Source organism: Streptomyces sp. col6 (genome assembly GCF_008042035.1).
GTDB lineage: Bacteria > Actinomycetota > Actinomycetes > Streptomycetales > Streptomycetaceae > Streptomyces.
This window is the reverse complement of record NZ_RDBL01000006.1, coordinates 756,026-769,191: the sequence shown is the minus strand read 5'-3', so window position 1 is coordinate 769,191 and position 13,166 is coordinate 756,026. Positions and strand designations below refer to the sequence as shown.

Annotated in this window: 11 protein-coding genes; 2 read left to right on the top strand and 9 right to left on the bottom strand. The window is 72.2% G+C overall.

What is annotated here, in order from left to right; genetic code table 11:
- Positions 1-39: 39 nt before the first annotated feature.
- The 9 genes from EAO73_RS07615 to EAO73_RS07575 form a co-directional block, all read right to left on the bottom strand.
- On the bottom strand, positions 40-1,350 hold the full coding sequence (locus tag EAO73_RS07615) for a sensor histidine kinase (protein WP_147970645.1): 1,311 nt from the start codon (positions 1,348-1,350) through the stop codon (positions 40-42).
- A 51-nt stretch (positions 1,351-1,401) separates the two neighbouring features.
- Complete coding sequence (locus EAO73_RS07610; RefSeq protein ID WP_147970644.1) at positions 1,402-2,289, bottom strand: DUF5936 domain-containing protein; 888 nt, start codon at positions 2,287-2,289, stop codon at positions 1,402-1,404.
- 27 nt (positions 2,290-2,316) lie between these two features.
- Positions 2,317-3,255 carry a type II secretion system F family protein gene (locus tag EAO73_RS07605; RefSeq protein WP_147970643.1) on the bottom strand — a complete coding sequence of 313 codons (939 nt, stop codon included), beginning with the start codon at positions 3,253-3,255 and terminating at the stop codon, positions 2,317-2,319.
- Positions 3,256-3,315: 60 nt separating this feature from the next.
- Positions 3,316-4,656, bottom strand: coding sequence for a CpaF family protein (locus tag EAO73_RS07600; protein ID WP_147970642.1), 1,341 nt, complete (start codon positions 4,654-4,656; stop codon positions 3,316-3,318).
- Between the two features lie 45 nt (positions 4,657-4,701).
- Complete coding sequence (locus tag EAO73_RS07595; RefSeq protein ID WP_147970641.1) at positions 4,702-5,070, bottom strand: TadE/TadG family type IV pilus assembly protein; 369 nt, start codon at positions 5,068-5,070, stop codon at positions 4,702-4,704.
- Positions 5,064-5,486, bottom strand: coding sequence for a TadE/TadG family type IV pilus assembly protein (locus tag EAO73_RS07590; protein WP_147970640.1), 423 nt, complete (start codon positions 5,484-5,486; stop codon positions 5,064-5,066). The genes EAO73_RS07595 and EAO73_RS07590 overlap by 7 nt, the downstream gene beginning before the upstream one ends.
- Positions 5,487-5,517: 31 nt before the next feature.
- The gene (locus EAO73_RS07585; RefSeq protein ID WP_147970639.1) at positions 5,518-6,765 is read right to left on the bottom strand and encodes an AAA family ATPase; all 1,248 of its coding nucleotides are present in this window, start codon (positions 6,763-6,765) and stop codon (positions 5,518-5,520) included.
- Between the two features lie 7 nt (positions 6,766-6,772).
- Positions 6,773-7,486 carry a Flp pilus assembly protein CpaB gene (gene cpaB, locus EAO73_RS07580; protein WP_147970638.1) on the bottom strand — a complete coding sequence of 238 codons (714 nt, stop codon included), beginning with the start codon at positions 7,484-7,486 and terminating at the stop codon, positions 6,773-6,775.
- A gap of 66 nt (positions 7,487-7,552) precedes the next feature.
- Positions 7,553-8,389, bottom strand: coding sequence for a hypothetical protein (locus EAO73_RS07575; protein ID WP_147971443.1), 837 nt, complete (start codon positions 8,387-8,389; stop codon positions 7,553-7,555).
- Positions 8,390-8,852: 463 nt separating this feature from the next.
- Here EAO73_RS07575 and EAO73_RS07570 point away from each other — a divergent pair, with 463 nt between their 5' ends.
- Positions 8,853-10,520 carry a chitinase gene (locus EAO73_RS07570; RefSeq protein WP_147971442.1) on the top strand — a complete coding sequence of 556 codons (1,668 nt, stop codon included), beginning with the start codon at positions 8,853-8,855 and terminating at the stop codon, positions 10,518-10,520.
- A gap of 235 nt (positions 10,521-10,755) precedes the next feature.
- Complete coding sequence (locus tag EAO73_RS07565; protein WP_224756200.1) at positions 10,756-13,035, top strand: serine/threonine protein kinase; 2,280 nt, start codon at positions 10,756-10,758, stop codon at positions 13,033-13,035.
- Positions 13,036-13,166: the final 131 nt, after the last annotated feature.

Sequence of the window (13,166 nt, the reverse complement as noted above, 5' to 3'; positions counted from 1 at the left end):
GGTGTGGGGCAGGGCGTCGGGCATGGCGCGGGCCTCCTCTCAGGGCGCGGGGACGGTGGGGGGCAGGTCCATCGCGGCGAGGGACAGGTCGAGACGGACCTCGGTGCCCCGGGCCGCGGGGCCGCGCCCTATGCGGATGCGGGCGCCGATCGACGCGGCCCGCTCGACCATGCCGACCAGGCCGAAGTGGCCGGCCTTGCGCAGGGCGGCCAGCGAGGTGCCCGGCGGCAGGCCCTCGCCGTCGTCGTAGACGCTGATCCGTACGACGTCGCGGACCAGGCCGGCCGAGACGTCCACCAGGCCGGCGCGGGCGTGCTGCCGGACGTTCTCCAGGGCCTCGGCGGCGATGGTGAGGGCGTGCCGGGCGACGGCGTGCGGGACGGGCGGGACCCGGCCCTCGCCGAGACGGCGGAAGACGGCCCGGATGCCGGACCTGCGCTCGAAGTCGGCGGTGCGGGCGGCCAGTTCGCCGAGGAGGTCCACACCGCCGTCGAGGCCCGACTCGCGGCGCAGGTCCGAGAGGAGTTCGCGGGATTCGGCCGCGGCCCGGCGGGCGGAGCGGGCGACCAGTTCCGCGCGGTGGCGGACGGTCTCCGGGTCCGACCGGTCGGCGGTGCGCGCCAGGCCCTCGGCCGCCAGGGCGAGGCCGTGCAGGGTCTTGGCGACGGAGTCGTGCATCTCGCGGGCGAGGCGGGCGCGTTCGGCCTCCACGGCCCCGCTGACCGCGAGCCGCGCCCGGGTCTCGGTCAGGGCCTGCGAGGCGGCGCCGAACCGCAGGAGCAGGCCCCGCAGCGTGCTGCCGACCGCGCCGGCCATGACACAGAGGCCGGCCATGAGGAGCGCCGCCGCGTCGGCCTCGTCCGTCTCGCTGATGCCGTAGGCGGCGGCCAGCAGCAGGGTCTGCAGCGCGGCGAAGACGGCCCCGCCCCGCCAGCTGTAGACGAGGCCGGCGAGGAGCGGGGTGCACACGGACACGTAGGAGAGGGTCGACGCCGGACCGGCCGCGAACAGCAGCAGCGCGCCGAACAGCATGTCGGCGGCGAGCAGCGAGGGGTGGCGCAGGAGGAACGGCCCGAAGCGCTCCCAGTCGCGCATCAGCACGTACGACACCATGACGGTGACCAGGACCGCGGCTCCGGCCAGCCAGCTGCCGAGTTCGTCGTGGACCGCGGCGAGTGCGAAGGGGGCGGCCAGCGCGGTCATCGCGAGCCGGAAGCCGAAGAGCTGGCGGCACAGGGCCTGGAGGGCGTTGACCTGGATCGGCAGGGGTGGCACATGGCCGGGGGAGCTCGCCGGTGTCGTCGCGTCGGGGCCGCCGGTCAGGGCGGGGCCGGCCGGTCGTGGGGCCATGGTGTCCTCTCACCTCCTCGTGGCGGGGTCGCGGCGGTGTGTCCGTGCGTGTCAGCTGCCGAAGACCTCGCCGATGTCGACGTTCGCCGCGTAGTAGAAGCCGACCGCGATCAGGATGATCGTGCCCGGGAGCATGAAGCTGGTGACGATCAGCGTGGCCTTGGGGACGGCCTTGGACGCCTTGCGCCGGGCGTTCTGCGCGTCGGTGCGCCGCATGTCGTTGGCGATCTGGATCAGGGTGTCGACGATGGGGGCGCCCAGCTCCTCGCCCTGCTGGAGCGCGGAGACGAACATGGAGACCTGTTCGGACTCGTTGCGCCGGCGGAGCTGGTCGAAGGCCTCGCGCCTGCTGACGCCCATGTCCATCTGGCGCAGGGTGATGCGCAGTTCGTCGGACCAGGGCCCCGTGTACTTCTCCGAGACCCGTTCCAGCGCCTGGCGGAAGCCGAGTCCGGCGGAGACGACGACCGCGAGGACGTCGAGGAAGTCGGGCAGGGTGCGTTCGATGTCGTCCTTGCGCCGGCTGATGGCGGCCCGGATGATCACGTCCGTCCAGAACAGCCCGTAGACGAGCAGGACGATGGCCAGGACCACCTGTCCGTTCATCAGCATCGCGAGGGCCGCCAGGATGCCCAGGCCGCCGTAGACCGCGCGCCGGGCGGCGTAGCGGTCGACGGTCAGACCGCGCGGGTTGCCGGCCATGTCGAGCTTGCGGCGGATCCGGTCGACGCGCTTGGGGCCCATCATGGACAGGACCCGGGGGGCGTAGGGCATGCCGATCCGGTCGATGGCCGAGCCGGCCGCGCTGGTGCGGCTGGCGCCGACCTCCAGGGCGATGGCCAGGTCGCCGGGGAGCCTGGCCTCGGCGCGGTACATGCGGATGCCCTGGAAGGCACCGAGTACGGCGAGTGCGACGACGGCCGCGAGCAGGTATTCCATCTGTGTCTCCTCGTCCCTTTCCGGCCGTCAGATACGGACGCGGGTGAGGCGGTTGATGAGGAAGAAGCCGAGGCCGTAGAGACCGGCGGCCACGACGATGGCGATGCGGCCCGGCGTCGCGGCGGCCATGTCGTCGAGTGCGCCGCCCCGCATGCCGTTGATGACGAGCAGGAAGATCAGGCCGAGGACGGGGACGGCGACGGCGGTGACTTTCACCTGGGAGAGCAGGGTGGTGACCTCGCGCCGGGTCTCCTTCCGCTCCTCCAGCGTGTTCGTGAGGTTGCGCAGCGAGGAGACGATGGTGCCGCCCGCCCGGTTGGAGAGGATGAGGGTGGAGACCAGGACGGTCAGTTCGCGGGAGGGCAGCCGTTCCACGAGTTCGTTCAGGGCGTCGTCGAGCGAGTGGCCGATGGCCAGGCGGTCGGCGACCCGGCGCAGCTCCTCGTGGGCGGGGTCGTCCAGTTCCTCGACGGCCATGGAGATGGCGGTGCGCAGGGCGAGTCCGGCCTGGGTGGCGTTGGCGAGGACGCGGGTGAGTTCGGGGAGCTGGTTGATGAACGCCTCGGTGCGTTTGGCGCGCTGCCAGTTGAGGAAGGCGTTGCCGCCCCAGGCACCGATGAGGACGGCCAGGAGCCCGAAGAACGGGGCGAAGACGGACGCCGTGACGAAGTAGAGGCCGAGCAGGGCGGCCGCGACGTAGACGACGTACTCCCCCGGGGTGAGGTCGAGGCCGGTGACCGCGATCTTCCGCTCGACGCGCTTGCCCAGGCGGGTCCTGCGCAGCCGCCGGTCGACGCCACGGAAGCGGCGGACGCGGCCCGTGAGCGCGGGTGGCCCGGTCCGGGACAGGCGGTCGATCAGTGCCCGCTGCTGTTCCCTGCCCGAGGCGAGGACGTGCAGGCCGACCACGGCGAGCACACAGGCGAGCAGGGTCACACCGACCGTCAGGAGCGGGAGGTTGTCCATGTCGGGGAGGGCCTTCTGGGTGAGCGGCGGACGGGGGGACGGTGCCGGGGGCGGGAGGCGCTAGGCGGTGGAGGTGCGGACCAGGAGGTGGTCGTCGGTCTCGGCGACTCCGAAGGCCACCGGGACGGCCTCGTTCGCCATGTAGAAGCGTTCGGCGACCCGGCGCGGCACCGGGAAGTACGCGAAGCGCCCGTACACGCGCCCGTCCGCCGCCATCGGGAGGGCCTCGAAGCGGCAGACGGAGACGATGCGGTAGTCCTCGCGGCCGTACGAGTCGACGACGGCGATCTCGGTGATGCGGCGGGAGCCGTCGCCGTGCCGGGTCAGCTGGATGATCACGTCGACGGCGCTGTTGATCTGGTCGTGGATCGCGGCGAACGGGATCTCGACCTCGGACATGGAGCTGAGGGTCTGGAGCCGCATCAGCGCGTCCTCGGCGCTGTTGGCGTGGACGGTGGCGAGGGAGCCGTCGTGGCCGGTGGACATGGCCTGGAGCATGTCCAGGGTCTCGCCGCCGCGGACCTCGCCGACGATGATGCGGTCGGGCCGCATGCGCAGCGAGTTGCGGACGAGGTCGCGGATGGTGACCCGGCCCTTGCCCTCGACGTTGGGCGGCCGGCTCTCCAGCGTGATGACGTGGGACTGCTGGAGCTGGAGTTCGGCGGAGTCCTCGATGGTCACGATGCGTTCGGCGCCGGGGATGAGTCCGGAGAGCGCGTTGAGCAGGGTGGTCTTGCCGGTGCCGGTGGCGCCGGAGACGATCACGTTGAACTTGGCGCGGACGAAGCCGGCGAGCAGGACCAGCATGTGCTCGTCCAGCGAGCCGAGCGTGATCATCTCCTGGAGCGTGAAGGCGCGGGGGAAGCGCCGGATGGTGAGGATCGGTCCCGACAGGGAGAGCGGCGGGATGATCACGTTGACGCGTTCGCCCGAGGGGAGCCGGGCGTCGACCATCGGGTTCGACTCGTCCACGCGGCGGTTGACCGTGGAGACGATGCGTTCGATGGTCTGCATCAGCTGTTCGTTGGACGAGAAGCGCATCGGGAGGAGTTCGAGGCGGCCGCCGCGCTCCACGTAGACCTGTTCGGGGCCGTTGACCATGATCTCGCTGATGGAGGCGTCCTCCAGGAGCGGTTCGAGGATGCCGAGGCCCAGGGCCTCGTCGACGACCCGCCGGATGAGCTGCGAGCGTTCCATGGAGGACAGGACGGGGCCCTCGCGGCTGATGATGTGGCCGAGGACGCGTTCGAGCCGCGCCCTGCGCTCGGCGGCGGCGAGGGCGGACATCTCCGCGAGGTCGATCTCCTCCAGGAGTTTGGCGCGGTAGGCGCCGACGAGCCGGCTCTCCTCGCTGATCCCGTTCGCCGGTTCGGGACTGGTGATGCGCGCCCGCAGGCTCATGTGCTCGACTCCCTCGTTTCCTGTGGCCGCATGGTCGGTTCCGGGTCAGTCGCTCGGCATGGTGGCGCTCTTCTCGACGGAGCCGAAGGAGAACATCGGCAGCAGGCTGGGGATGGCGACCCGGACCGTGACGGTGACGGAATCGCCACCGCCCCCTGAGGTGACCGTGGCACCGTCCGCCAGCCAGCCGCTCATGGACTCCCGTGCCACCGTGCCCGCCCGGTAGGTCTGGTCGTCGGTCGAGGCGACCCGCGCCGCCGTCCGCGCGGCCGTACCCGCCTGCTGGGCCGCGTACACCGCGATGCCCAGCTGGACGACGGCCAGCGCGACGACGAGGAGCAGGGTGAGCACGCCCACGTACTCGATGACGGCCTGTCCGCGTTGCCGGGAATCCGTGGGGTGTCGCCTCACCACGCGTCACGCCCCTCGTTCCTCGCCTTGGCCTCGCCCGTCGCGTGCATGGGCAGGCTGAACGCTCCGGGGAACAGGAGCGGTACGTCGATGCGTACGGTCGCGGTGACCAGTTCGCCGGAGCCGCCGCAGTCGACCTGGGTGCTCCAGCCGCCGGGGACGTCCTCGCGCGCCGCCGCTTCGCAGGCCGCCGCCCGGCCGCCCTCTGCGACCGCGGCGGCCCTGGCCGCCTTGTCGGCGGCGTTCCCCGCCAGGACGTAGGTGTAGCCGACCACCGCGGCCTGCCAGAGCAGGGCGAGGGTGACGAGGATCAGGGGCAGGGCGCCGACGAACTCGACGGCGGTCTGGCCCCGGTCACCCCGGGCGTGCGCGGCGGACGCCGCCGTCCCCCGTCGCCGGTCCGCTGGTAGGAGGTTCATGACGCAACGCGCCCCCTCGGTCGCCGCAGGTTCACTTCGCCCGCCCCCGCCGGCCGCCGGCCGGGGCGCGGTCTCCCTTCGTTCTGCCCGCTCGGGTGGCTCCTTCCGCGTTCTTGACCAGACCGAGATCCCCGGCGACCGCCCACAGGGCCTGCTTCACCGTGGACTTGGCGTCCAGGTCCTGGAGGCGCCCGGCGTCGACCACGGCCTGGAGCTCCTTGAAGTTCGCCGGAACCGCGATCCTGGCGACCCTGGTTGCTGTGATCCTCTCGATCAGCGCGGGCTGGATCTCCGTGTGGCGGGTGTGGCGGTTGACGAGGGTGATGGTCTCCTCGGCCTTGCGGACCTGGAGCCGGTCCCAGAGACGGACCATGCGCTTGGCGGCCCGGACGGTGATCACGTCCGGGGTGGTGACCAGCAGGGTCAGGTCCGCCATCTCGACCGCCGCCGCGTTGGCCGAGTTCATGTACGTACCGCAGTCGACGACGACGACCTCGTAGCGGTGGCGCAGGGCGCTCACCGTCTGGCGTACGACGCGGTCGCTGACGTCCTCGCCGCGCTCGCCCTCGGCCGGTGCCAGGAGCAGGGCGAGGCCGGATTCGTGGTTGTACAGGGCGTCCTGGAGGACCCGGGGCGAGATGTCCTGGATGCCGGCGAGGTCGACGACGGACCGGCGGAACTGCACGTCGAGGTAGGAGGCGACGTCCCCCGACTGGAGGTCGAGGTCGGCGAGGGCGACGCTGTGCCCGGACGCGGCGGCGGCCAGGGCCAGCTGGACGGCGGTGACGGTGGTGCCGACGCCGCCCTTGGCGCCGCTGACCGTGACGACCGTGCCACCGGGGCCGGTGAAGACCTCGGCACCGGCCCCGAGGTGGCGGCGGACGCCGACGGACCAGCCGGACGCGGCCTGGACGCGCTGGGCCAGTTCCTCGTACGAGAGGGGCAGGCCGACCAGGCCGCGGGCGCCGGAGTCCATGGCGGCCGAGTAGAGCCCGGGGCTCGTGTCGGCGGTGACGAGGACGACGCCGACGGCCGGGAAGCGCAGGGCCACCTCCCGGATCAGCTCCAGGGCCGGGACCGGGCCGATCCGTTCGTGCACGAGGACGACCTCGGGCAGCTCGTCGAGGGATTCGGCGGCGAGCCGGGCGAGGGTGTCGAGCAGTGAGGTCGAGTCGCCGAGCGGCGCGGCCGGCTCCGCGTCGGGGAGCTGGCCGAGCAGCGTGGAGACGGCTCGGGCGGCGTCGGCGTCGCCGACGGCCGGGAGGATGCGTGTGCTCATCCGGACCTCACTTGTTCTTGTCTTCGTCGAGGTTGTAGCTGCCCTCGCCCGGACGCAGGGTGGTCGGGCTGCCGTCGGGGAGCAGGGCGAGGCGTACGTGTTCGGCGAAGGACTCCGCGTAGGCGACGCGCTGGGCGTCGTCGGTGTTCAGGGCGAAGGTGATCGGGACCGCCTCGGTGGGGCCGGCGCCGCGGTCGTCCGCCTTGGGTTCCAGCGAGGTCAGCCGGCCGACGTCGATGACCTTGGCGTTGGCGACGATGACGCGGGAGGTGGACCTCTCCTTGTCGGTGCGGCCCGCGAACGTGGCGTAGATGTTGACGAGGTTGCCGGGCCTGATCTTGCCGGCGACCCCGGTCTCCGCGTCGATCATGATGGCGATCTCCTGCTGCCCGTTCTCCAGCTTGGGGCGGTCGACCAGCATGTCGTCCTGGAGCAGTGAGCCCTTGTGCAGTTCGGTGACCGCGATCTTGCCGCGGAGGGCGGAGAGGTCGGTGACGGCGTTCTGCGAGAGCCAGCGCTTCGGCATCGAGATCTTCTCGAACTGGCCGGCCTCCAGGGGCCGGTAGGGCGTGATGGTGGTCCGCACCCGGTACGCGGTCACCTCGGGGCCGACCTTCGAGTTCACGTCACCGATCACCGAGAGCACACCGGCGAAGGCCGCGAAGGCGCACAGGACCGACAGGAGGAGCAGGATGACGCCGCGGCGTTGCCGTGAGTTCATGGGCGGAGCAACCTCGTTGGGATATGTGGGCCGACGGGCGGAACGGAGCGGGGCAGCCGGGGGGCCTCAGGGGTTCAGGGCGGCGGGGCCGCGCGTGCGGCTCTCGGGCGGGTTCAGCGGGGCGTTGCACAGCCCGCAGCGGTCGCCGATGAGTTCGTTTCCGCACCACGTGCAGGCCTCTCTGCGCACCGAGGAAACCAGTTGATGGATCAGCGAGATGTCGGGCAGGAAGGCGGCGAACTCGACCAGTTTCGAGGTGCCCCACCAGCCGGGCGACTCGTCGGGCAGCACCGCCTCGTGCACCGCCCCCACCTGCCAGCCCGGGGCCAGCGTCCCGGTCACCCACTCCGACTGCGACTGCCCCCGGGCGACGAGGAGGTGCGTGGCGAACCGGGGGCCGGCCAGCTCGCCCGTACCGACCCTGATCAGCTGGGGCTCCGGGTTGGCGAGCACCGCGAACTGCGAGCCGGGCACCCAGGACTTGGCGTGCGACTTCAGGCCGACCGGCACCCGGTCGAGCCTGGTCACGGAGTTGAGCAGGGCCCCCGCGTGGATGTAGTGGGACAGCAGCCTGGCGGCGGAGGCGATCACCCCGGCGCTGAAGTCGCAGATGGACAACTGGCGTAACTGGCGTACCAGTACGGCCACGCCGAGCGGCGGCAGATCCGATTTGAGCAGGGCGATCCGGTCGCTCTCCAGCACGGAGCGGACGGTGTGCAGCCGGCGCTCGTGCGCGGCCGGGATGCCGGACGGATAGACGGCGATGACATGCCCGTGCTGCTCCAGGAGGAGCTGCATGTCGGTCAGCGCCTCGCCGAGCGGCTGGTCGCCGGGGGCGCGCAGGACGGCCGCCGGGGGCGTCTGCTGGTCCTGCGGGGGCAGCACGAGACCGGCACCGGTCACTGCTATGGCTGTCGGCACGCTGTTCCCCGTTCCTCGGGCCGCCGCGTACCGCCGGCCGTAAGCGCTCCTGCCGGGCGCTTCCGCTCGGATGCTCCCGCCTGAGCACTTTATCCACGTACGACAGGACAGAGAACACTTTCAAGAAGCCCGCGGAACAAGGCCGCTGAGCCCTTCCCACCACACCCGCGGGGCAAACCGGTGCGGGTGCCCGGTTGTTCGGTCCGGTACGCGTTCCGGGGCGGCTGAGGACCGTTCACGCGACCCTCGGACGACCGGACACCGCCAGAGGTCTTGACAACTTGATTGGTCTGGACCAGTTTATCGGCCAGCGGTGGCCACCGTTCCTCGATTCCACACCCCGGCACCCCCGTGTATCCCCGACTCCCCCCGGAGGCAGCAAGTGGATCGTTCCCCCGCACCGAGCCGCAGGAGACGCCGTACCCGCCCGGTCCTCGGCTCCGCCATGGCCGTCGTGGCGGCAGGCGCCCTGACCCTCACCGGGCTCGTCACCAGCGCCGAGGCCGCCGACGTCAACGTCGCCAAGAACGCCGGCTTCGAATCGGGCCTCGCCAACTGGACGTGTACCGGCAACTCCGGCACCACCGTCTCCTCCCCCGTGCACGGCGGCACCTCCGCCCTCAAGGCCACCCCGGCCGGCCAGGACAACGCCAAGTGCTCGCAGACCGTGGCCGTCAAGCCCAACTCCACGTACGCGCTCAGCTCCTGGGTCCAGGGCGGCTACACGTACCTGGGCGCCAGCGGCACCGGGACCACCGACGTGTCGACCTGGACGCCGGGCTCCAGCGACTGGACGCAGCTGAAGACCAGCTTCACGACCGGCCCGAACACCACGTCCGTCACCGTGTACACGCACGGCTGGTACGGCCAGGCCGCCTACCTCGCCGACGACGTCCAGGTCACCGGCCCCGACGGTGGCGGCGGCACCGACCCCGGCCCCTCGATCCCCGGCGCCCCGGCCGGACTCGCGGTCGGCTCGACCACGTCCTCCTCCATCGACCTGTCCTGGAACTCGGTGTCCGGCGCGACCGGCTACACCGTGTACAAGGACGGCGTGAAGGCCACCACCTCCACCGGCACCTCGGCGACCGTCACCGGGCTCTCCGCCGACACGGCGTACCAGTTCTCGGTGACCGCCACCAACGCGGCCGGTGAGTCCGTGAAGTCCGCGACCGTCAGCGGCCGCACGGCCAAGGACGGGGGCGGCAACCCGAACCCCGGCACCTCCGTGCCCAAGCACGCGGTCACCGGCTACTGGCAGAACTTCAACAACGGCGCGACCGTCCAGAAGCTCAGCGACGTGCCCGCGAACTACGACATCATCGCGGTGTCCTTCGCCGACGCGACGACCACGCCGGGTGCCGTCACCTTCAACCTGGATTCGGCGGGCCTGAACGGCTACACCGTCGCCCAGTTCAAGGCCGACATCAAGGCGAAGCAGGCGGCCGGCAAGAACGTCATCATCTCGGTCGGCGGCGAGAAGGGCTCGGTCTCGGTCAACAGCGACGCGTCCGCGACCAACTTCGCCAACTCCGTCTACTCCCTGATCCAGGAGTACGGCTTCAACGGCGTCGACATCGACCTGGAGAACGGCCTCAACTCCACGTACATGACGAAGGCGCTGCGCTCGCTGTCGCAGAAGGCGGGCTCCGGCCTCGTCATCACGATGGCCCCGCAGACCATCGACATGCAGTCCACCGCGGGCGAGTACTTCAAGACGGCGCTCAACATCAAGGACATCCTGACCGTCGTCAACATGCAGTACTACAACAGCGGTTCGATGCTCGGCTGCGACGGCAAGGTCTACTCGCAGGGCTCGGTGGACTTCCTCACCGCGCTCGCCTGCATCCAGCTGGAGGGCGGCCTCGACCCGTCGCAGGTCGGCCTCGGTGTCCCCGCCTCCACCCGGGGCGCGGGCAGCGGCTACGTCGCACCGTCGGTCGTGAACGCGGCGCTGGACTGCCTGGCCAAGGGCACGAGCTGCGGCAGCTTCAAGCCGTCGAAGACGTACCCCGGTCTGCGCGGCGCGATGACCTGGTCGACCAACTGGGACGCGACGGCCGGCAACGCCTGGTCGAACGCGGTCGGGCCGCACGTCCACGGCCTCCCGTAAACCACCGCTCGCCGGCCTCCCCGCCGGCAGCCCCGACCAGCAGCGCCGCCGCTCCCCCGGCGGCGCTGCTGCGTGTACGGGGCTTTCATCGGAACGACGTTCCGCAGCACGCGCATGCCCGGGTTCCGTACCGGTAACGCAACAGTCGTGTACGGGAGTTGCGTCATCGCATGGCTGTCCGCGCCCGCACGTGGCACCGTTGTGGGGCGCGGTGCTGGGCGACAGGGGGAGTGACATGGCCGGGGCGCGGATCGAGGCGCTGAGCGGGGACGATCCGGTGACGCTCGGACCGTACCGGCTGCTCGGGCGGCTGGCGTCCGGCGGCATGGGGCGGATCTATCTGGCGCGGGCCGGCGGGCGCGGGCTCGTCGCCGTGAAGACGCTGCTCGCCGAGGGCCGGGTCAGCGACACCGACCGGCGGCGCTTCGCCCGTGAGGTGGCGGTCGCCCAGCGGGTGGACAGCGCCTTCACCGCGCGCGTACGGGACGCCGATCCGGACGCCGAGCGCCCCTGGATGGCCATCGACTACATCGCCGCGCCCCCGCTCTCCGAACTGGTCCGCTCCTGCGGGGTGCTGCCGGCATCGGCCGTACGGTGGATCGCGGCCGGCACCGCCCAGGCCCTGGTGACCCTGCACGGGGTGGGGATCGTCCACCGCGACGTGAAGCCGCAGAACGTGCTGCTGCCGCTGGACGGGCCCCGGGTCATCGACTTCGGCATCTCGCACGCCAGCGACCTCACCCTGACCGGTCTCACGCTCGGCACGATCGCCTTCACCTCGCCGGAGCAGGCGCGCGGCGAGGAGTCCACGGCCGCGTCCGACGTGTACTCGCTGGGCGCCACGCTCTTCCTGCTGGCCACCGGCCGGGCGCCCTACGGCTCGGACGGCGACACCCTGCGGCTGCTGGCCCGGGTGCAGCGCGGCGAGCTCGACCTGACCGGCCTGCCCAAGGAGCTGGTCGCGACGATCCGCCCGTGCCTGGCCGCACAGCCGAGACACCGGCCCACCCCCGCCGAGCTGCTTGCCCGCTTCCGGGAGCAGCAGGCCGGGCTGCCGACGACGACGAGCGGCACCCGGTGGCTGCCGCCGCGCTGGACGGCGCTGATCGACGCGTACGCGGACCAGGGCCTGGAATGGGCGGGTGACCGCGCCCCTGGCCCGTCGCACGCCCCGACCGTCACCCAGCGCACGCGCGTCGCCCCGAAGCCGCCCCCGACGCTGATCTACTCGCCGCAGCGGCAGGCCCGCGCCGACCGCGACCGCACCCGCCGCGAGATGGCGGCCCTCGCGCAACTGGCCGAGCGCCGGCGCGCCGAACGGGAGCAGGCGGAGCGCGAGGAGGCCGACCGCGTCGCCCGGGTTCGGGCCGAGCAGGAGGAGCGGGACCGGGCCGAGGCGGCCCGGCAGGCCGAACGCGAACGCCAGGAGGCCGCCCGCCGCGAGACCGCGCGCCAGGAGGCGGCCCGGCGCGAGGCCGCCCGGATGGAGGCCGAGCGGGTGGCCCGGGTCCGCGCCGCCCAGGAACGCGCCGACCGCGAACGGGCCGAGCAGGAGCGTGCGGCCAGGCAGCGCGCCGAGCAGGAGCGGGCCGCCCGTCAGCGGGCCGACCGGGACCGCGCCGAACGGGCCGCGCGGGCCCGGACCACCTCGCCCACCCCCGGCCCTCCGGGCCCCGGACCCAGGCCCGCGCGCACCGGCTCGTCGTCCGGGGCCTCGGCCCTGGGCTGGCTGCTCGCGCTGGTCGCCGTGGCCGGGCTGCTGACGTGGCAGCCGTGGGAGAAGACGGGCGGCAGCGGCGGTTCGACGTCGGGCAGCAGCGCGTCCGGCTCCGTGACCTCGGGCAGCGGCCTGGACACCCACACGGACGACAGCACGGGCGCGGACACGGACTCCGGAAGCGGCGCGACGGACAGCGACACATCCGGCTCCGACACCGACCCGGACACCGACGACACCGTGACCGACGACCCGACGCCGACCCCCACGCCCACACCGACCCCGACCCCGACGCCCACCATGGACGCCACGGACCGGGCGTTCGCCGCCGTGCACGCCGGCGACTGCCTCGATGTGTACAACGACGGCCACGACAACATGAGCGCCGGCAGCCCGATCCGGGTGAACTGCGGCGCCTCGAACGCGTACATGCACGTCAACCGGGTCAGCACCCTCACCGGCGCCTCCGGTTCCTGCGACACGGGGGCGGGGTTCACCTGGTGGAGCCGGTCGGGCGACGACGGGATCACACGGACGCTGTGCCTGGACCGGGTGTACAAGGCGGGCCAGTGCTTCCCGGCGAAGGTCAACGGGGAGACCAACGCGGACCTGACGGTGGTGTGGAAGTGCAACGCGTCCAAGGTGCCCAAGGCGGGCCAGTCGATCCTGCGGATCACCGGCTTCTACCGGGCCCCGAAGAAGGGCCAGAACTGGACCTGTCCGGCGGGGCCCGGCGAGCGGTTCTGGTACTGGCAGGTCAACCAGGGCCGCAGCATCATCTGCGCCTCGGCGGCCTGACCCGTACCCGTGACGCGTACGCGTCGGCGTACGGCTAGGGCCTTTCGTTCGGATCAGGCTGGATCAGGGAGCGGGGCGTGGTGCGTGCGGCTGCAAGGCGGAGGAGGGCGACAACGCGGAGCGTTGGCAAC

Bases quoted from the DNA above. Each gene is read 5' to 3' on its own strand.
- EAO73_RS07615 (WP_147970645.1), bottom strand. From the start codon at position 1,350: ATGGCCCCACGACCGGCCGGCCCCGCCCTGACCGGCGGCCCCGACGCG.
- EAO73_RS07610 (WP_147970644.1), bottom strand. From the start codon at position 2,289: ATGGAATACCTGCTCGCGGCCGTCGTCGCACTCGCCGTACTCGGTGCC.
- EAO73_RS07605 (WP_147970643.1), bottom strand. From the start codon at position 3,255: ATGGACAACCTCCCGCTCCTGACGGTCGGTGTGACCCTGCTCGCCTGT.
- EAO73_RS07600 (WP_147970642.1), bottom strand. From the start codon at position 4,656: ATGAGCCTGCGGGCGCGCATCACCAGTCCCGAACCGGCGAACGGGATC.
- EAO73_RS07590 (WP_147970640.1), bottom strand. From the start codon at position 5,486: ATGAACCTCCTACCAGCGGACCGGCGACGGGGGACGGCGGCGTCCGCC.
- EAO73_RS07585 (WP_147970639.1), bottom strand. From the start codon at position 6,765: ATGAGCACACGCATCCTCCCGGCCGTCGGCGACGCCGACGCCGCCCGA.
- cpaB (WP_147970638.1), bottom strand. From the start codon at position 7,486: ATGAACTCACGGCAACGCCGCGGCGTCATCCTGCTCCTCCTGTCGGTC.
- EAO73_RS07570 (WP_147971442.1), top strand. From the start codon at position 8,853: ATGGCCGTCGTGGCGGCAGGCGCCCTGACCCTCACCGGGCTCGTCACC.
- EAO73_RS07565 (WP_224756200.1), top strand. From the start codon at position 10,756: ATGGCCGGGGCGCGGATCGAGGCGCTGAGCGGGGACGATCCGGTGACG.